This is a genomic window from Cupriavidus sp. 05T313, from assembly GCF_056396665.1.
Genome location: NZ_JBFTLX010000011.1, coordinates 45,663 through 64,310, shown reverse-complemented (window position 1 = coordinate 64,310; position 18,648 = coordinate 45,663). Strand labels below are relative to the sequence as shown.

Sequence of the window (18,648 nt, the reverse complement as noted above, 5' to 3'; positions counted from 1 at the left end):
GTCACTTCCGAGGCGCCCCGAGGGGCGCCTCGGTCCAACTGCCGCCCTCCCATGCTCGCGCGCATCGTCTCGATTATCACGCCGGTCATCCTGATCATCCTGGTGGGCTGGCTTTACGGGCGCCGCGCGCATCCGGACATGTCGGGCATCAACCGGGCCACGCTCGACGTGATCGCGCCGCTGCTGGTGGTGTCGGCCTTTGTCAGCAAGGAATTCGTGCTGGCCGACCAGCTTGTGCTGCTGGGTTGCGCGGTGGCCGTGGTGCTGGGTTCCGGGCTGCTGGCCTGGCTGGCCGCGCGGCTGCTGCGGGTGGATCCGCGTACCTTCGTGCCGCCGATGATGTTCAACAACTGCGGCAATATGGGCTTGCCGCTATCGGTGTTCGCCTTCGGCCCGGTCGGCCTGGCGCCGGCGGTGGCGTTGTTCGCCGCGTCCAACCTGATGCACTTCACCATCGGCATGAAGATCGTCAACCGGCATGCGTCGGTCACGCAGATCGCGCGCAATCCGATGGTGCTGGCGACGGTGCTGGGGGTGGCCTTGTCGCTGGCGCGGCCGTGGTTCGCGCTGCCTGAGCCGGTGTTCCAGTCGATCAAGCTGCTGGGCGATGCGACCGTGCCCTTGATGCTGTTCGCGCTGGGCGTGCGCATGAAGGACGTGAGCCTGCGCAACTGGGGCATGGGCGCGATCGGCGCCGTGGCCTGTCCGCTGACCGGCATCGCCTGCGCCTTGCTGCTGGCGCAACTGGTGCCGCTGACCCAGCTCCAGCGCGGGCTGCTGTTTGTGTTCGCGTCGCTGCCGCCGGCCGTGCTCAACTTTCTCGTGGCCGATCATTTCCGGCAGGAGCCGGATCAGGTGGCTTCGATCGTGCTGCTGGGCAATGTCGCCGCAGTGGTGTTCGTGCCGCTGGGGCTGTATCTGGGGCTGCGCTGAGGCAGCCCCGCCGGTGATTCAGGCCGCCGGCCGGGTGCGAATTGCGTGCTTGGGACGCCACGCCTTGGCCACGGCATCGTCGGTCTCGATGTAAGGGCCGCCGATCAGGTCGACGCAGTAGGGCACGGCGGCAAAGATGCCTTGCACGATGGCTTTGCCGTCTTCGCCGCGCAGGCCTTCCAGGGTTTCGCGGATGGCGCGCGGCTGGCCCGGCAGGTTGATGATCAGGGCGGCGCGGCTGGCGGTTTCGCGGATCACCGCCACCTGCCGCGACAGGATGGCCGTGGGCACGAAGTGCAGGCTGACTTGGCGCATCTGCTCGCCGAAGCCGGGCATTTCCTTGGTGCCCACCGCAAGCGTGGCCTCGGGCGTGACGTCGCGCCGCGCCGGGCCGGTGCCGCCGGTGGTCAGCACCAGGTCGCAGCCGGCCACGTCGACCAGTTCGATCAGCGTGCGGGAGATGACTGCCTGTTCGTCGGGGATAAGGCGTTCCACGCCCTGCCAGGGCGAGGTCAGGGCGTGCCCGAACCACTCGCGCAGGGCCGGGATCCCTTCGTCCTGGTAGGTGCCGGCCGAGGCGCGGTCGGAGATCGAGACAAAGCCGACCAGCAATTCGTCCGGATGGTTGCGGGCAATGGGATGAACCATCGCGTGCGTCGTGGTTTGCGTCATCTTGTCCCCAATGGGTTTGGCGTCCTGGTTATTCTTCGGCGTCCGGCTCGGCTTGCGGCTCGTCGGATGCCGCCGCCTTCTTGCTCTCCAGCGCATTCTTGATGGCCTGGAACAGTTCGCGGAAATAGCGCGGCGGCTTGTTCATCTCGTGCTCTTTGCGCGCATTGCGGATGATGTTGCGCAGCGCCTGCACATCGATGGCCGGGTGTTCGGCCAGGAACTTGGTCAGGGCGGCGTCGTCCGCCAGCAACAGTTCGCGCCAGCGCTCCACCAGGTGCAGCTTGGCCGTCTCGGCCTTGCTGGCGCCCTTGAAGCCTTCCAGTACGCGCTGGATGGCTTCGACCTCGTCGTCGTCCAGCTTGCGCATGACCTTGCCCACGAACTGCATCTGGCGGCGTTTTCCTTCGTGGTTGGTGATGCGCCGCGCGTCGCGGATGGCGTCGGCCAGCGCTTCGGGCATGGGCACGCGCGCCAGCCGGTCCTTGGGCAGCGCTTCGAGTTCCACGCCCAGGTCCTGCAGGGCGAGCATATCGCGTTTTTTCTGGGACTTGCTCTTGGGCAGGTCGTCGTCGTCGGCCGGTTCGGGGGCGAACTGGCCGGGGAAGCCGGAGGCGTTCCGGGGGGAGGTGCGGGAGTTTCGCGTCATGGGTGGCATTTTATCTTGCTATGATTCTTGTTTGGACTTTTGATGACCGCGCCCACAATGGATCAATCCGCCGACCAGACCGCCCATTTCACTTATACCCAGGCCCAGCTTAGCGAGATGGCCGCCGATGTGCTGCGGGTGGCACGCGAACTGGGCGCCACCGACGCGGCAACCGAGATTTCCGAGGGCAGCGGCCTGTCGGTCTCGGTGCGCAAGGGCCAGGTGGAAACCATCGAGCAGAACCGCGACAAGGTGGTGGGCGTCACGGTCATGATCGGCAAGCGGCGCGGCAACGCCAGCACCTCGGATTTCTCGCCCGCGGCGCTGCGGGCCACGGCGGAGGCGGCCTACAACATTGCCCGCTTTACCGCCGAAGACGATTGCGCGGGTCTGGCCGAAGAGGAGTTGCTTGAACGCAACCCGCAGGATCTCGACCTGTTCCACCCGTGGAATATCGACGCCGAACAGGCCATCGAGATCGCGCGCCGCGCCGAAGCCGCCGCCTTCGCGGTCTCGCCGCGCATTCGCAACAGCGACGGCGCCAGCGTGTCGGCCCAGCATTCGCAGTTCGTGCTGGCCACCTCGCGCGGCTTCACGGGCGGTTATCCGTACTCCCGCCACTTTATTTCCTGCGCGCCGATCGCCGGCACCGGCAGCGGCATGCAGCGCGACGACTGGTACTCGTCCAAGCGCGCGCCCGACGCACTGGCCGCGCCCGAGGACATCGGCCGCTATGCCGCCGAACGCTCGCTGGCCCGCCTGAACTCGCGCAAGCTGTCCACGCGCCGTTGCCCGGTGCTGTTTGAGGCACCGCTGGCGGCGGGCTTGCTCGGCGCCTTCGTGCAGGCCGTGTCCGGCGGCGCGCTGTACCGCAAGTCGACGTTCCTGTACGACACGCTGGGCAAGGCGGTGTTCGCGCCGCACATCCACATCCACGAACAGCCCCACCTGCCGGGCGCCATGGGCAGCGCCCCCTTCGACGAAGAAGGCGTGAAGACCCACGCGCGCGACGTGGTTCGCGCCGGCGTGGTGGAAGGCTATTTCCTCTCCACCTACTCGGCCCGCAAGCTGGGCATGAAAACCACCGGCAATGCCGGCGGCTCGCATAACCTGACGTTGTCCAGCTCGCTGACCGCGCCGGACGACGACTTCGCCGGCATGTTGCGCAAGCTCGGCACCGGCCTGCTGGTGACGGAACTGATGGGGCAGGGCGTGAACTACGTGACGGGCGATTACTCGCGCGGCGCCTCGGGCTACTGGGTCGAGAACGGCGTGATCCAGTTTCCGGTGGAAGAGATCACCATTGCCGGCAATATGGTGGAGATGTTCCGCCAGATCGTGGCGATTGGCGCCGATTCGCTGGTACGCGGCACCAAGGAAACCGGCTCGATCCTGATCGAGCAGATGACGATCGCGGGCAACTAAAGCCACGGCGGCGGCCTGGTTCCCGGGCCGCCGCGCGTTTCACGCCGGCAATGTCTTATTCCTCGCCGGACGGCGGGCGCTCGTAGGTAACGAAGGCGTAGTCGAAGCCATTCGCTTCCGAGTGATGCGATTCGCGCGCGGTGGTGATCCACTGCTGCGGGTCGATGGGGGGAAACACCGCATCGCCTTCGACATCCGCATCGATCTCCGTCACCACCAGCCGGTCCGCGCTGGGCAGCGCCTCGGCATACAGTTGCGCACCGCCGATCAGGAAGATCTGCTCGACGCCGACGCATAGCCGCTGCGCTTCCTCGAGCGAGTTCGCCACGTCGCAGCCTTCGATGCGCAGGCCGCGGTTGCGGCTCACCACGATATTGCGCCGGCCCGGCAGCGGCCGGCCGATCGATTCCCAGGTCTTGCGGCCCATCACGATGGGCGCGCCCATCGTGGTGCGCTTGAAGTGCGCCAGGTCCTCGGGCAAGCGCCAGGGCAGGGTGTTGTCGCGGCCGATCACGCCGTTGCGGGCCTTCGCCACGATCAGGGTCAACAGCGTCATACGGCCACCGGTGCCTTGATGGCCGGATGCGACTCGTAACCCACCAGTTCGAAGTCTTCGTACTTGTAGTCGAAGAGGCTGTCCGGCTTGCGCAGTATCTTCAGTTGCGGCAGCGCCATCGGCTCGCGCGCCAGTTGCGTTGCCACCTGTCCGGCGTGATTGCTGTAGATATGGCAATCACCGCCGGTCCAGATAAAGTCGCCCACTTCCAGTCCGGTCTGTTGGGCGATCATGTGCGTCAGCAGCGCGTAGCTGGCGATATTGAACGGCACGCCCAGGAAGATATCGGCGCTGCGCTGGTACAACTGGCAGGACAGGCGGCCTTCGGCCACATAGAACTGGAAGAAGGCGTGGCAGGGCGGCAGCTTCATCTGCGGAATCTCGCCCACGTTCCAGGCCGACACGATCAGCCGGCGGGAGTCCGGGTTGCTGCGGATCTGCGCCACCAGTTCGCTGATCTGGTCGATGTGCCGGCCGTCCGGCGTCGGCCAGGCGCGCCACTGCGAGCCGTAGACAGGTCCCAGTTCACCGTTTTCATCTGCCCATTCGTCCCAGATGCTGACGCCGTTGTCCTTCAGGTACCTGATGTTGGTCGAGCCTTGCAGGAACCACAGCAGTTCGTGAATGATCGACTTCATGTGCAGCTTCTTGGTGGTCACCACCGGGAAGCCTTCGCGCAGGTCGAAGCGCATCTGGTAGCCGAACACCGAGCGCGTGCCGGTGCCGGTGCGGTCGGCCTTTTCGGTGCCATGCTCTTGCACATGGCGCATGAAGTCGAGGTACTGTTTCATCGGCGCGGGTGTTGGGGAAAGTGACGCGACAGCGTTGTGCGCGTAATGGGGCAATCTGCCCGGAGGTCGGCAAATTGCTAAAGGCCTAGCATTTTATCGCAAAGCAAAAAGGGCCGCCTCGCGGCGGCCCTCCTTTCATGGTCCGGCGTCCTCAGGTGCCGGCGCCATCGTGCATTACTGCGCCGCCGTGGTCGGAGCCCGGCGCTTCTGCACCAGGTAGCCACCGCCCAGCACGCCGCCGATGACCAGCACGAACAAGCCGTAGTAAGCCAGGGCGTTGGTGTTGAAGAACTCCTTCACCAGCGGCTCGCTGACGATCATCTTGACTGCCGTGAAGGCCAGCACGCCGGCGCCCACGAAGATGACCGACGGGAAGCGCGACATCAGCTTGAGCACCAGGCTCGAGCCCCACACCACGATGGGGATGCTGATCAGCAGGCCGAGCACCACCAGCAGGAAGCTGCCGTGCGCCGCGCCTGCCACTGCCAGCACGTTGTCCACGCCCATCACCGCGTCGGCGATGATGATGGTCTTCATCGCGCCCACCAGGGTGGTCGCGCCCGCGCCATGTTCGTCGCCATTGCCGTCGTCGGACAGCAGCTTGTAGGCGATCCACACCAGGGCCACGCCGCCGACCAGCAGCAGGCCAGGAATCTTGAGCAGCCAGACCACACCGATCGTCATGGCCGAACGGACCACGACTGCGCCGACCGTACCCCAGACGATGGCCTTCTTCTGCAGGTGGGGCGGCAGGTTGCGCGCGGCAAGCGCGATCACGATGGCATTGTCGCCGGCAAGCACCAGGTCAATGACGACGATGGACAGCAGTGCCGTCAGGAACTGCATCGTGAACAGATCGGTAAACCATTCCATAAAATCTCCTCGAAACAACGATAGCCAAAAGCCGTGCGCAAACACCGGGTTAGCCTGGAGACATGTTGGTTGGGAGCTGTGGGGGCGCCTTTGCAAACCATGAAACCAGGTTGCAAAGGTCTTGCTCGACCGCCATATGGTTGTTGGCGCGGTCAGCACAACCGGAGGCTATTTGTGATCAGCCTCGGAATGACGATTGTGCTAAGGGCAGGGCCCCGGAGCTACTCCCCTTTGAGGGACGAATCCGTTCGGATCAGGCCGAAGCGGAAGCGCTGAGGCGGATTATAAACGAAGCCACATGCTTTGTGCTGTTGTGAATGTTTGATAAGGCGCACTTTACGTCGGATATCGCGATGCCATCGACGGGCAGAGACTCTTCCCTGGGCGCCGGCAGGACGATATACGGAACCGATGGCGCTTTCCGTGTCATTCTTAGTGAAGATTACGGCGCCCGGAAGGGTTTGTGCATTGCGGTAAGCACACTCCGCGCGCGCCAGCTATTCTGAGGTCATCGCCAACGGACACGCGCTGCCGAATCCGGTACCGCGGCTGGATTTCATCCAGCAGTACCATGAGGACAGCGGTGCCCTGCGCGGCGAGATCACGCGCGGCCTGCTGGCCCCCGCCGCCAGCATCAGCCCCAAGTTCTTCTATGATGTACTTGGCTCCCGCCTGTTCGAGGCCATCACCGATCTGCCCGAGTATTACCCCACGCGTACGGAGGCCGCGGTCTTCTCCGCGTTCGCGCCCGCTATGGCCGCGCGTGCCGGCAGCGGCTGCGTGCTGATCGACCTTGGCGCGGGCAATTGCCAGAAAGCGGCGCGGCTCTTCGGCAGCCTGCAGCCGGCGCAATACGTCGCACTCGACATTTCGGTGGAGTTCCTGCGCGGCACCTTGTTCTGCCTGCAGCAGCAGCATCCGCAGATTCCCATGCTCGGCCTTGGCGCCGACTTGTGCGTGCCGCTCGACCTGCCGCCGGAAGTCAGGCGCGGGCGCCGGCTGTTCTTCTATCCGGGATCCAGCATCGGCAACTTCGCGCCGGAGCAGGCGCGGGCCTTGCTGCAGCGTCTGCGGGCGGCCGCGGGGAGGGGGGATGGCGTGCTGATCGGCGTCGACCTGCTCAAGGACGAGCAGGCGCTGGTGGCCGCCTATGACGACCCGCTAGGCGTTACCGCCGCCTTCAACCGCAATGTGCTGCGTAACCTGAACCGCATCGTCGGCAGCGATTTCCAGCTCGACGACTGGCGGCACGCGGCCAGCTTCGACCTCGAGAACTCGCGCATCCAGATGCACCTGCGGGCCGGGCGGGACGTCACCGTGCGCTGGCCGGAAGGCAGCCGCGCCTTTCGCGCCGGCGAGCGGATTCACACCGAGGATTCCTATAAGTACCGGCCGGCCGATTTCGCCACACTCCTTGCGGCTGCGGGCTTCGACGATCCGGTCTGGTGGACCGATCCGCGCGGCTGGTTCGCAGTGTTCCATGCGCGCGCCTGAGCAGGGCGGCAGGCGCTGCGCGGGCGGGGATGGTGCTGGTGTCATAATGCCCGCATCCCTCCTTGGGGGCGCGGCGCATGAGGCGCGCCGCCCGCCGGGCAAACCAACCGTGGGCCATCCCATTCACCGTCAGGGTTCTTGATGAGCGGCTTTTCCATGCTTCCCGACCTTCATTTCAATGGTGGCAAGACCGTCTGGACGGACGCCCGGAGGCTGCCCCGCGAGGGCCTGGCGCAGGCGCTGGTGGAAGCGCGCAACCGCACCCTGGCCTGGCTTGCCGCGTTCGGCCAGACGCGGCGCGGCTGGGAGGTGCCGCGGCAGGATTTTGCGAACCCGCCGCTCTGGACGCTGGGCCATGTCGCCTGGCATGCCGAATGGTGGTGCCTGCGCGATGTGCGCACGCTGGAGCGCGATGGCCTGCCGTTGCGGGCCGCCGGGGTTCCTTCGTTGCTGGCCGGCGCGGACGAATGGTTCGATCCCGAACGCATCGATCCCGATGCCCGCTGGGAGGCCACGCTGCCCGACGTAGCGGTGGTCAAACGCTATGCCGCCGAGGTGCTCGAAGCCACCTTGCGCCGGCTGGCGGCGCAACCGGACGATAGCGATGCGGCGCTCTACGCATGGCGTCGCGCGCTGTTTCACGAAGACAGCCAGGGCGAGGCCCTGGCTGCGCTGCTGCAGGCCGTGGGCATGGCGCCGGTGGAGCCGGCCGTGGCGCTGCCTTCCGTGTCGGTACCGCACGCCGGCACCTTGCAGTTTCCCGGTGGGCGGTTCATCCAGGGCTGGAATGAGCCGGATGGCTTCGCGCTGCCCGACGAACTGCCGCCGCAGCCGACCTATGTGCCAGCCTTCGAGATGGATGCCGCGCCGGTCAGCAATGCGCAGTTTCTCGATTTCGTCGAGGACGGTGGTTATGAGCGCGCGGCATGGTGGACGGTGGCGGGGCACCAGTGGCTGATGATGCAGGACCGTTCCGCGCCGCGTTACTGGGCCAGGCATCCGGAGTCCCGGGCGTGGATGGCGTTGCGCTTCGGCAGCCTGCGCACCTTGAATCCTGACGAGGCGGTACGCCACGTCAGCCTGTTCGAGGCGCAGGCCTGGTGCGCCTGGGCGGACCGGCGCCTGCCTACGGAAGCGGAATGGGAGCTGGCGGCGGTGCAGGCGCGCGGCGGCTTGCGCTGGGGCATGGTTCGCGAGTGGACGGCGACGCCCTATGAGCCCTATGCCGGTTTTGTCGCTGGCCCGGCCGATGTGGAGTTCGTTGACTGCTTCGCCACGCACCAGGTGGTGCGCGGTGCCTCTTTCGCCGGCGTGGCGCGCCAGCGCCATGCGCGCGCGCGCATGGCGCTGCTGCCGGAGGACGATTTCGCGTTCGTGGGCTTTCGCAGCTGTTCCATATAGAGAGGGCCGGCTGGCCCCTTCGTCTGACGTCTCACGCCAAATGAAAAAAGCACCCGAAGGTGCTTTTTTCATTTGTTGCGATGGAGCGCCGCATAGGCGACGCATCCATTCAACCGCGCGAATTAACGCTCGAAACGCGAGCGGCCACCGGTGTTGCCGTTGCCGTTGCGCTGGCCGCCGAAGCCGCCGCGGTTGCCGTCGCCGAAGCTGCGGGGCGCGCCGTCGCGGTTGCCATCGCGGTTGCCAAAGCTGCGGCCTTCGCCGCCGCGGTAGCCACCGTTGCCGCCGTTGCCTGCGCCACGGTTGCCGTCGGCGAAGCTGCGGGGAGCCGCGCCATCACGGTTGCCGAAGCCACGGTTGTCGCCGCCGCGGTAGCCGCCTTCGTTGCCGAAGCTGCGCTGGCCGCCGGTCGCGCCCTGGCCGCGATAGCCGGTGCTGTTGCCATTGGCGTTGCCGAAGCCGCCACGGTCGCCAAAACCACGGTTGCCGTCGCGATCGCCGAACGGGCGGTCGCCTGCGGGACGCGGGGCCCCGTCACGGCTGCCGAAGCCGCGGCTTTCGCCGCCGCCGAACTTGCGGTCGCCAAAGCTGCGGTTCTCACCGCCGCGATAGCCGCCGCCATTGCTGTTGCCACGGTAGCCACCGCGGTCACCGCCCGGCTTGCCGCCGAAGCCGGAGCGCGGCTTGGGCGAGCGGCGCGGTTCCAGGCCTTCGATCACCGAAGCGTCGACGCGGTTGTTGGTGAAGCGCTCGATGCGCTTCCACTGGAACATGTCGCCATGGTTCACGAGGTTGATGGCGACGCCCGAGCGGCCGGCACGGCCGGTTCGGCCGATACGGTGCACGTAGTCTTCGGCTTGCTTGGGCAGGTCGAAGTTGACCACGTGGGTGATGTCCGGCACGTCGATGCCGCGTGCGGCGACATCGGTTGCCACCAGGATGCGCAGGTTGCCGCGGCGCAGCGACGTCAGGGTGCGGTTACGCGCGCCCTGGGTCATGTCGCCGTGCAGCGCGCCGGCTGCGAAACCGGTATCCGACAGGCGCTCGGCCAGCGAATCGGCATCGCGCTTGGTCGCGGTGAAGACGATGGCTTGCTTGAGCGTGGCGTCGCGCAGCAGGTGGTCGAGCAGCTTTTCCTTGTGCGACATGTCATCGGTGAAGTGCAGGCGCTGTTCGATATTGCTCTGGTCGGCGCGGGTCGCGGCGATCTCGATGCGTTGCGGGTCGCGCAGCTGGCGCGAAGCCAGTTGGGCGATGCGGCCGTCCAGCGTGGCCGAGAACATCAGCGTCTGGCGGGTGGCCGGGGTAGCGGCAACGATGGCGTCGATATCGTCGGCGAAGCCCATGTCGAGCATACGGTCGGCTTCGTCGAACACCAGCATGTCCAGCGCGGACAGGTCGATGCGGCCGGCTTCGACGTGGTCGAGCAGGCGGCCAGGCGTTGCCACCAGGATGTCAGGCATCTTCGACAGCGCGGCGAGCTGCTTCGGATAGGGCATGCCGCCCAGGATGCTGGCGCACACGATGCGGCGCAGGTGGCGGCCATACTTGGCGGTGGCTTCGGTCACCTGCAGGGCCAGTTCGCGCGTGGGGGTCAGCACCAGCAGCGCGGGTTGCGCCGGCGACGGACGGGGGCGCTTGCCCTTCATGCGCTTGACCGGATCATCGGAACGCGGGCGATTCGGCGAAGCCTTTTCGCTGATGCGCTGGATGGCCGGCAGGATGAAGGCGCCGGTCTTGCCCGAGCCGGTCTGGCTGGACACCAGCAGGTCGCGGCCAGCCAGGAAGGCGGGAATCGCTTGTGCCTGCACCGGGGTCGGCGTGGTGTAGTTCAGTTCAACGAGGGCGCGCAGGATTGCTTCTTCGAGGCCAAGCTTGGCAAAGCCGTTCTCGGCATTGACGTTGGCGGCGGCGGCAGGCGCAACGGCTTCCGGGCTGAGCATGGCGTCGAGCTTGTCGAGCGGGCTCGGTTCCTGGATAGCGGGCGTGGCGATGGCGGCGGCTTCGGTCGATGCGTCGGCGGCGGAGGCAAAAGCTTGCTCCGCACGAATGTCGTGCTGGGTCATGTCGTAGTTTTCTTTAAATGCATGGCACCCCATGCCGAACTAGCGAACAGGGGCGGGCGCAGTGCAAAGTCTTAAAAAGGCTTCGGCGCCAATCGGTGAGGCCGTTACGACAGACACAGCTGACAGTACGGCGGCAGGCAGGGCGACACCGGGCACAAGGCCGGGCGCGCGGTCCCTGGCAGGCAAACAGCTCTGTAGAGCTATTCAACAGGATCGGAGACGAGGCGACGTCGGTGAGAAATGCGTTCTGTCGGGTATCACCACTTGGCCTTGATTCAACAACTTTAAGGCAGGCCAGCCGGCGGGACCGGGGAGCAGAGCTTGAGAGCGGGGGCGGTATCGCCTGCCGGAAGAGACCGGTAGACGTGTTGCACAACTCACAGTGCGAACTCACGGCGCGAATTATAGCAGAAACAAAAGTAAGTTTGTTGCACTGCGATAGGAATTACTTTGAGGTGCCGAACGGCGATTTTTGAGGCTCATTGGGCGCTTTTCATGGGGGTTTGCCGATCCCGCATTCGATATTGCATCCGCAGGCCGCCTGCCTATACTGAATCCGTCGGGCGCATCGATGCCCGGCAAGGTGGCGGACCGATGAGAACCCGCTGACCTTCCTCGGCGCTTTGCTTTAAGTGCCGCTAGCCGCTGATATCGCGGCAGTCGGCGTCATTGCCAGCTTTCCTTTGGCTCTCCGGGTGGTCCGGAGGGACGTCCGCGTCATGGGCGGAATCATGGGAAAACCTGCTTGCACGGCTGTTGCCGCGATAGCGCCGGCGTTGACCTGGATGGTCCGGACCGTCCGCAACCAGCCCGCCAGTGTACTGGCGGGCTTTTTCGTTCGTGCTCCGGGTTTGGGGTACCGCAAGCGCTACTTCCGGCTTCCGTTAAGCTGACCCATATGTTGCACGGGTAATCCATTGATACCTTTGCTAACAGCCGGAAGTCTCGCGTCAAGTTATTCTCGGGCCTGAAACTGGCAAAACGAGATAGCGATGACGAGAAGGATTCTTTTGTGCGCGGCGGCTGTAACTGGCTTGATGGGCGCACTGGGCATGGCGCCTGCGGCACATGCGCAGGTATCGGTCAATGTGTTGATCGGCGTGCCGCCGCCGGCTCCCGTCTATGAAGTTGTTCCCGTGGCGCGCCCTGGCTACGTCTGGGCGCCCGGCTACTGGGACTGGGATGATCGCGGCCACAAGCACAAGTGGAAGAAGGGCAAGTGGGAGCGCGAGCGCGCGGGCTATGTCTACGAGGCGCCGCGCTGGGTGCAGGCGCGCGATGGCTGGGTGCTGGTGCCCGAGCGCTGGGATGGCAGGCCGGGCAAGAAAGACAAGGGTTATCACTGCCCGCCGGGACACGCCAAGAAGGGCGAGTGCTGAGCAGGGGAGCGTGGCTGGTGAGGTTTTGATATACTCCGGGCCTGCTCCCGGATCCGCGCCGCCAAGGCGCACCAACATGTCCACGGAGTCTGTCCTCTCGCCGTAGTTCACGGCGAGGAATGATAATCTAAGGTCTTGATTCCCAACGGATTTGTTCTTTGCTGTAGCATTTTTGTAGCAGGTCAATTTCGTCAGGCCGCCTTCAGGCCCCTCCCACGCGCAGCAGAATCCATGGCGTCGAGATACTCGGCGACTGCCTGGTAAGAGGCAAAGCGGCGTCCCCCTTCCGAATACGTATGGATTGGGAATGACCCGGCGCTAACCTGGTTCCGAATCGTTCCCTCCGTAATATCTAGTAGGCTCGCCAGCTGGGCCACGCTCAACCGCGGGCCGTATTGCTCGAGCAAGTAGGCTTGCGTGAGCAGGCTCATCGCTGGATCTCCGGGTAGCCATCGTGCTGCACGCCGTCGAGCCGGCGGCCGGCGTTCTTCTTTCCCACGTACGTCATGCGGCCGGTGGTGCCAAACATGGTGAACTGCCGCGGCGCGCTCTCCAGCATGTGCCATCTATCGCCATGCCAGCTGTCGGCGGCCCAGCTTAGGGCGAAGCGCCCCGGCTCGCCTGCCGGAGTGGTGATGCCTGGCGCCCATTCGCCCCACTGCTTGAACAGGAACGGCACGAAGGCCGCCGCGCACTGGTCGCGCAGGCCACGCGCCCAGTCCGGATGCATCGGCCGCGCGCTGGTGCCGCTCTCGCCGCCAGCAATTACCCAGTCCAAGCCGAGTGGAAGGTGGGTGACTCTCCATCGCTCGCCCGGTCGATCACTCCACGTACCGCCGTTGAGCGGATCCAGGTAAGTTCCAGGGGCGATCGAGATTCGGGTGAGGTCCACGGGGCCGAGCAGGGGCTCCATGCTCAAGAAGCGCACGCTCGCCGGGGTGGCCAGCAACTTGGGAATGTCACGGTCGGCTTCCTCCTGGTTGCAGATGGTGGCGCCGAGCCAGACGTTATCCTGGCCGGCCAGCCAGTCGTGGCTGCGGATGTCGCTGACCAGGCGGAAGACGTTGCCAATGCGCTTCGTCAGTAGCAGCCAGTTCAAGTCCGGCGTCAGCTCGATCAAGTCGAAAAGATCGCGGCGCCACGCCGGATCGACCTGGTTGTCGAAAACGTCGGCCAGGCTGGCGCAGAAGACGCGCCGGCGGTGGCCGTGCGCTGCGAAGAACTCGGCGTGCTGGGCATTCCAGCGCAGCGGCAGCTTCCAGTTAGCGGGCGACGTACGGTGCCGGCTTTCCTTGGCGCCCCAGATCACGCCCAGTGTGCGCGCAGGCGTGGATACCTCGGCGTAGCAGTGGTCGCACGCGGGGGATACCTTAGTGCAACCGATCCACGGGTTGAACGTGGCGTCCGTCCATTCGATTTTGGTGTTTTCGCTCATGCTGTTCACTTCGATTGAGGCCATGCTACGATGCGGGCAAAAATTGCCGCCCCCACATGCCAGCCAAATTTTTCGACTATCGCGACTTCGAGGTGACTGCCTTTGCGGAGCAAAGCTTCACGGGCCTTTGGGTCGCTACGTATCACGCATTTCCCTTCGAAAGCGCATCGGAGAGCCCAGAGGAGGTCATGTCCTACAGATTCCTCTGCGATGGCCGGGAGCACAGGCTGGTCCGGAACGCTCAGGAGGCCATTGACGAAGCGGAGAATTTGGCACGGGCCGCCATTGACACCAAGTTGTTGCTGGTTTCGCTGCGCAACTAGACGCTTGGCCCAAGCCTTGCAATCCGCCGCCCCGGTATGACGCAAATGGACAAGTTTTTCAGCAAGGAAGTCGCCGATGCCATTGGCATTGGTGCAGCTCTCCAGGTCGCCGATCTGGCCAGGGTGATGCGCGATACCATGGACCGGGCCAACGCCAGTCTGATCGCCGCCGGGCGGCCCACGCTTCAGGAGCAATGGGCCAAGGTTGAGCAGAGGATCGCGTTCAGCAAAGTGGACTGCGAGAGACTGCAGCACGAGCCACCATGCTAGGGTTCCCAAAGCGCTGGGAGGGCGGCGATGGAAGAACAACGTTACGGTGCGTACCGCGGCTTTGAAATGTCCTCGACTGTCGATGGGGAACACACAGGGAGTTTTCGCGTTGTTGCCCAGAGAGTCCAGCTCACGGTCCAAGGTACGTTTGTCCACGTACCTATCGACGATGTCGCGGCCGGGCGATTCATGGATCTTGACAGCGCCTTCGTCGCTTCCTTTGCCTCCATTCAAGTGATGATTGACAAGCACATCGAAGGCTTGGATGCGCAGAATCCCGTTCCAGCGAAGCGGTAACTGCCAGTTGGGGTCCGTCCACTCGATTTTGTTTTTTCCGCTCACGTCCGAGCCCTCCCTGTTGATACCCCGCTAAAGAGGGTGTGGTAAGAACGGCGCTCGGGCAGCACGGCATGGCGTTGCATACTAGGCTTGATAAGGCAGCCGTTGAATTGCAGTGCACTCAGGTTTCGATAGGAGGAGCATTCCCCATGTCCATCGAAAAATACCGTGGTTACGTGATTGAGGGCTTTGCAAAGCCCTTGGATGGCGGCATGTTTGCGTCTCTGGGCCGAGTCAGTAAGGGCGACCTTGCGGTGGTTGCCGAGTCCGTCGTGCTTGAGCACTGTGCGAGGTATGGGGACGCCCAGGCGAGGGCCATCCGGTGGGCTCAAGAGTACGTTGATCGCCTGGAAGACCCGCATTGACTGCACAGCGGCGCTGGAGCGCTTCGTGGCACGGCTAAAAAGAGTGGGCGGCACCTCCAGCTCGGCCGGCGTCGCGGTGCCATAGCGAGAAACCTGGTCCAGGGCGAGTTGCGCGCGGGTGGGTTCGCCCGTCAGCGTAGGGAGGGGCATGGTCTTGTCGTCATCAAAGGGCGCGCCTAAGGCGCCGCCGAGGTGAAACACACTCGAAGGAAAAGCGGGGAGGGTGCTGGCGGTCATTGCGGCTCTCCTGCGGCGGGGATGGCATCGATGGCGCGGTCGGCTTCATCGCCATTGAGGTGGTGGCCAGTCTTGAGGCCGGTAGGCATCGAGATGCAGGGGATGCCGGCGGCGCCGAGCTGCTCATCATTGACGTTGCGCAGCTTGAGGTAGCGTTCTGCATTGAGCTTGTCGTGTGCGTGGATCTCGCGGCTACCGCGCAGCAGGGCGCGCATGGCCTGCTCGGCGATGACCTGGTGCGAAGCGCCGCGGGCGTGCAGCATGGCAGCGAAGTTGGCGATGTTCACCGGGTTGCCCTTTACCAGGCTCTCGCCGAGGAGAATGGCAAGCCGCTCGTGGGAGCATTCCAGTGGGTTGTCCCAGCCGCGCTTTCCTTCTGCGCGGCAGGCAGCCAGCTTTGCCTTCATTGCCGTGGCGAGCTGGTCGACGGCAATGTCATCTGCATGAAGCGGCGGGGGAGGGGTGATCCTGGTGCGCGATGTGGCAGCCAGGCGCAGGCCCTTATCCTCCAGCTGCACGGCAAGGCTGTTCATCGAGAGGCAGGGCTGGGCGTGCTTTGTCTTCTGAGTTTTCTTCATGTGGTGTCTCACCGAGTCAGGAATGCATCGAGCGTCTTGCCGCTGGCCAGCGCTGCGGAGAGCCAGCCGGGGCGCTTGCCGCGGCCGGTCCAGGTGTTGCCTGCAGCGTCGCGGTACCGCACGGCCGGATGCGTAGACTTTTTTAGGGTCGGCTTGGCCAAGTCTTCCGGCGCAGCTGTCGTCGCTGGTGCGGTGGGCTTTGCGTCCGGCTTCTTCTTCTCGGGTGCCGCCGCCTTCTTCGGGCCGCGCAGGATCTTGGGCAGCCAGCCGGTACCGGCCAGCTTCTGCTCGGCGGCTTTGGCCAGCTTGTCCTTCTTCATCGTGGCCAGCGCCTCTGCGTCCTTCTTGCTGGTGGCCTCGGCGACGGCCTCGATCGCGCGGGCCTTGGGCACGTGGTTGAGGTAGCTGGCAGGCGTGGCGGTCCACCATTGCGCCATGTCCAGTTCCACGGCCTCGGCGATCGCATCGGCCGGGTTCGGGCCCTCGATGCCGGTCACTGAATTCACGCCGGCGGCGGTGCACAGCGCCAGCAGCTGCAGCAGATCCTGCTGGGGCAGCGCGATGAGCTGCTGCAGCTGGTCCTTGTCGGACTTCGGCAGCGTGGCCAGGATCTCCTTCCGAGTTGCCTGCAGCTTCGTCCAGGCCGGGCTGGTCTCGATGTCATCTGCGGAGTTGGGCAGTGGATCCATCCCGTTCTCGATCGAGAGCTGCAGGGCGGTCTTGTTGGTGGTGTAGGACTGCACCTTGCGGAAAAGCTTGCCTACCAGTGCGTGCACCAGGACCGCGAGGGCGATATGCGGCTGCTCGACCAGGTGCAGCTGCAGGGCAGCCGTACGGTGCGCGGTGAGGCGCTTCGCCAGGCTCTCCGACACGGCGGGCTTCTTTGGCTTCTCGCCTGGAATGACGCCGGCGGCAGACTCTGCCGTGCCGGCTGCGCCGCGGCTGCGCGCGATCAGGCCGCGATGGATCTGTATCTCGCCGGCGCCGCTGACGGCGATGATCGCGCCGGCGGTGGCCTTGGCGTCGATGGTCCAGTCGCTGAGTGCGAGGCGGATCGTTGCGAGCTGCTCCTCGATCTCCTCGATACGCTCCTGGCGCGTGTCGTGCTCGGCGCCGTAGTCGTCGGCGTCTTCGAGCTTTTCCAGGGCCTTCTGGTGTTGGTCCAGGTCCGCCTCGAGCGATTTGATGCGCGCGCGCTCTTTAGCGGTAGGCTTGCGGGTCGTGCTCTCCGCCTGGTTGAAGTTGTATGTCTCGTAGAAGTCGGGGCGAACCTCGGCCCATGACCATCCCTCCGCGCGCACGCGTTCGAGCTCGGCCGCCAGCCTGTCGTTGGCCAGGCGTTCGAGCAGCTCGGCGTCGCTCATGTAGCCGTTGCCGGTGTCGCTGAAGAGGTCGCGCTCCACATGGCCGCCGGCGCCTTCATATGCATCCATGCCGACAAAGCGTGCGAGCTTGTTGCTGCGCACTTCCACAGCGCCCTTGGCCAGCTTGGCGCGCAAGCGGGTTGCCTGGCGGTCCCAGTTGTCGCTCTCGTTCCAGACGCGCTCCTGGGCGTCGTGGTCGTCGGTGATGGCCAGCGCCATCAACTGGTCGAGCGAGGCCTGGTCGTCGCGGTAGAGCTGGATCATCTTGGGTGACACATTGGCCAGCTTGAGGCGACGCTGGACCACCAGCGGCGTGACGCCGAAGTTTGCGGCCACGTCCTCGAGCTTGGCGCCCTGGTCGATCATGGCCTTGAAGGCCTCGAACTCATCAGCGGGATGCATGGCCTCGCGCATGGTGTTCTCAGCCACGCTCGCCTCGATCGCGGAGCCTGCGTGGCGCATCGCGCAGTCCACCGAGTGGTGGGGGTCCATCTGTTCGCGTGACACCAGGAGCTGCATGGCGAGCCAGCGGCGCTGACCGGCGAGGACGGCATAGCGGCCTGTTTCCTTGCCGTCCTGCAGTTCGGGCATAACGACCAGGTTCTGCAGCAAATCATGTGCCTCGATCGATGCGGCAAGGGCCTCGATCGAGGCAGGCGTTGGCTTTGTCTTGCGGGCATTGCGCGGGGATAGGAACAGACGAGAAAGCGAGATGAGGCGATGTGTGCCGGTGGTGGTTGCGGTCATGGTGGGGGTCTCTCAATGGGTTATGCGGCGCGCTGCGAGGCTTCGGACTTGAGTAGTTCGATTTCCTTGTGCAGGTGTGAAACGGCTCTCACGGCACGGCGTGCGGCACGATCGGCAAAACTTGCCGGCGGGTGTGTGGCGTCTTCAGCGAAGGCCGCAAGTGCGTCCAGGTCCTTGGCGAGGGCAGTGAGGACATTCCGATAGCCGGCAACTGTGGACGCGTTGAACTGGCCCATTTGCATGCGCTCTTGTTGCTCAGCGCGGCTGAGTGGGCGCGCGAACAGTGCATAGGGACCGTCCTCCGTCGAGTAGATCTCCAGGAGATTCCAATCCTCGCCGGCCGGGGTGGTCGGGGTCCACTCGAGGCAACTGCCACCCTCCCATACCCGGTCCATCAAGGTTTCGTTCTTGCAATCGGATTCCATGCAGACGAAGGCTGCCGCGAGGCCGATGGCCTCAAGCAGCATGTGGTAGTTCGTGTTCTCTGGGAAAGCGGGGAGGGCCGGATGGCTGCAGTAGCCGGCTTCATCGCGCATACCTGTAGGCTGCATGAGGTCCACGGCAAGGTCCTCCAGCTTGAGGAAGGCAAACCAGGGGCGGCGCGGAGTGGACTCATCTGGCCAGATCTCGGCGCATTCGGGCTCGGGCGCGATCCAGATGAGGTAAAGGAAAATGCCGGCGCCGGCGAGTGCGGACACGGCGAGGATGGTGAGCGCAACTTGAATGGTGGTCATGGGTAGTGCCTCGGGTTGAT

At 64.9% G+C, this 18,648-nt stretch carries 18 protein-coding genes; 5 read left to right on the top strand and 13 right to left on the bottom strand.

Going from position 1 to position 18,648, the window contains the following annotated elements:
- Positions 1-51: 51 nt before the first annotated feature.
- Entirely contained in the window at positions 52-933 is an 882-nt protein-coding gene (locus AC1DKD_RS04580) for an AEC family transporter (RefSeq protein ID WP_477102271.1), read from the top strand.
- An 18-nt stretch (positions 934-951) separates the two neighbouring features.
- Here the strand turns inward: AC1DKD_RS04580 and mog are convergent, their stop codons facing one another.
- Positions 952-1,605 (bottom strand): molybdopterin adenylyltransferase, encoded by a 654-nt coding sequence (gene mog, locus AC1DKD_RS04575; protein WP_441626894.1) that lies wholly within the window; start codon positions 1,603-1,605, stop codon positions 952-954.
- Between the two features lie 28 nt (positions 1,606-1,633).
- Positions 1,634-2,251, bottom strand: coding sequence for a ribosome biogenesis factor YjgA (gene yjgA, locus AC1DKD_RS04570; RefSeq protein WP_414629473.1), 618 nt, complete (start codon positions 2,249-2,251; stop codon positions 1,634-1,636).
- Positions 2,252-2,308: 57 nt separating this feature from the next.
- Here yjgA and pmbA point away from each other — a divergent pair, with 57 nt between their 5' ends.
- Positions 2,309-3,676 carry a metalloprotease PmbA gene (gene pmbA / locus AC1DKD_RS04565; protein WP_441626942.1) on the top strand — a complete coding sequence of 456 codons (1,368 nt, stop codon included), beginning with the start codon at positions 2,309-2,311 and terminating at the stop codon, positions 3,674-3,676.
- Positions 3,677-3,731: 55 nt separating this feature from the next.
- Here the strand turns inward: pmbA and AC1DKD_RS04560 are convergent, their stop codons facing one another.
- The 3 genes from AC1DKD_RS04560 to AC1DKD_RS04550 all read right to left on the bottom strand — a co-directional run bounded on the left by AC1DKD_RS04560 (position 3,732) and on the right by AC1DKD_RS04550 (position 5,896).
- Positions 3,732-4,232, bottom strand: coding sequence for a dihydrofolate reductase (locus AC1DKD_RS04560; protein ID WP_441626892.1), 501 nt, complete (start codon positions 4,230-4,232; stop codon positions 3,732-3,734).
- Positions 4,229-5,023, bottom strand: coding sequence for a thymidylate synthase (locus AC1DKD_RS04555; protein ID WP_441626890.1), 795 nt, complete (start codon positions 5,021-5,023; stop codon positions 4,229-4,231). Before AC1DKD_RS04555 ends, AC1DKD_RS04560 begins: the two co-directional genes overlap by 4 nt.
- Before the next feature lie 174 nt (positions 5,024-5,197).
- Positions 5,198-5,896 (bottom strand): TerC family protein, encoded by a 699-nt coding sequence (locus AC1DKD_RS04550; protein WP_045239580.1) that lies wholly within the window; start codon positions 5,894-5,896, stop codon positions 5,198-5,200.
- A gap of 510 nt (positions 5,897-6,406) precedes the next feature.
- On the opposite strand from AC1DKD_RS04550, the gene egtD reads away from it, so the two are divergent.
- Together egtD and AC1DKD_RS04540 are read left to right on the top strand one after the other, a co-directional pair.
- A complete protein-coding gene (egtD, locus tag AC1DKD_RS04545; protein WP_477143024.1) occupies positions 6,407-7,390 on the top strand; it encodes an L-histidine N(alpha)-methyltransferase in 984 nt (327 codons plus the stop codon).
- A gap of 141 nt (positions 7,391-7,531) precedes the next feature.
- On the top strand, positions 7,532-8,791 hold the full coding sequence (locus AC1DKD_RS04540) for an SUMF1/EgtB/PvdO family nonheme iron enzyme (RefSeq protein ID WP_441626886.1): 1,260 nt from the start codon (positions 7,532-7,534) through the stop codon (positions 8,789-8,791).
- A gap of 122 nt (positions 8,792-8,913) precedes the next feature.
- Here AC1DKD_RS04540 and AC1DKD_RS04535 read toward each other — a convergent pair whose 3' ends face one another.
- Positions 8,914-10,857, bottom strand: coding sequence for a DEAD/DEAH box helicase (locus AC1DKD_RS04535; protein WP_276286664.1), 1,944 nt, complete (start codon positions 10,855-10,857; stop codon positions 8,914-8,916).
- A gap of 992 nt (positions 10,858-11,849) precedes the next feature.
- Between AC1DKD_RS04535 and AC1DKD_RS04530 the strand changes: the two genes are divergently transcribed.
- Positions 11,850-12,236, top strand: coding sequence for a YXWGXW repeat-containing protein (locus AC1DKD_RS04530; RefSeq protein ID WP_441626884.1), 387 nt, complete (start codon positions 11,850-11,852; stop codon positions 12,234-12,236).
- Between the two features lie 191 nt (positions 12,237-12,427).
- Here AC1DKD_RS04530 and AC1DKD_RS04525 read toward each other — a convergent pair whose 3' ends face one another.
- From AC1DKD_RS04525 to AC1DKD_RS04495, 7 genes are read right to left on the bottom strand one after another with little or no spacing between them, the layout of a single operon-like run.
- The gene (locus AC1DKD_RS04525; RefSeq protein WP_477143023.1) at positions 12,428-12,667 is read right to left on the bottom strand and encodes a hypothetical protein; all 240 of its coding nucleotides are present in this window, start codon (positions 12,665-12,667) and stop codon (positions 12,428-12,430) included.
- Positions 12,664-13,671, bottom strand: coding sequence for a phage Gp37/Gp68 family protein (locus AC1DKD_RS04520; RefSeq protein ID WP_477143022.1), 1,008 nt, complete (start codon positions 13,669-13,671; stop codon positions 12,664-12,666). Before AC1DKD_RS04520 ends, AC1DKD_RS04525 begins: the two co-directional genes overlap by 4 nt.
- 5 nt (positions 13,672-13,676) lie before the next feature.
- Positions 13,677-14,606 carry a hypothetical protein gene (locus tag AC1DKD_RS04515; protein WP_477143021.1) on the bottom strand — a complete coding sequence of 310 codons (930 nt, stop codon included), beginning with the start codon at positions 14,604-14,606 and terminating at the stop codon, positions 13,677-13,679.
- Positions 14,603-15,205 (bottom strand): hypothetical protein, encoded by a 603-nt coding sequence (locus AC1DKD_RS04510; RefSeq protein WP_477143020.1) that lies wholly within the window; start codon positions 15,203-15,205, stop codon positions 14,603-14,605. The genes AC1DKD_RS04515 and AC1DKD_RS04510 overlap by 4 nt, the downstream gene beginning before the upstream one ends.
- Complete coding sequence (locus tag AC1DKD_RS04505) at positions 15,202-15,783, bottom strand: hypothetical protein (RefSeq protein ID WP_477143019.1); 582 nt, start codon at positions 15,781-15,783, stop codon at positions 15,202-15,204. The genes AC1DKD_RS04510 and AC1DKD_RS04505 overlap by 4 nt, the downstream gene beginning before the upstream one ends.
- 8 nt (positions 15,784-15,791) lie before the next feature.
- Positions 15,792-17,894 (bottom strand): H-NS family nucleoid-associated regulatory protein, encoded by a 2,103-nt coding sequence (locus AC1DKD_RS04500; protein ID WP_477143018.1) that lies wholly within the window; start codon positions 17,892-17,894, stop codon positions 15,792-15,794.
- A 20-nt stretch (positions 17,895-17,914) separates the two neighbouring features.
- Positions 17,915-18,628 carry a hypothetical protein gene (locus tag AC1DKD_RS04495; RefSeq protein WP_477143017.1) on the bottom strand — a complete coding sequence of 238 codons (714 nt, stop codon included), beginning with the start codon at positions 18,626-18,628 and terminating at the stop codon, positions 17,915-17,917.
- Positions 18,629-18,648: the final 20 nt, after the last annotated feature.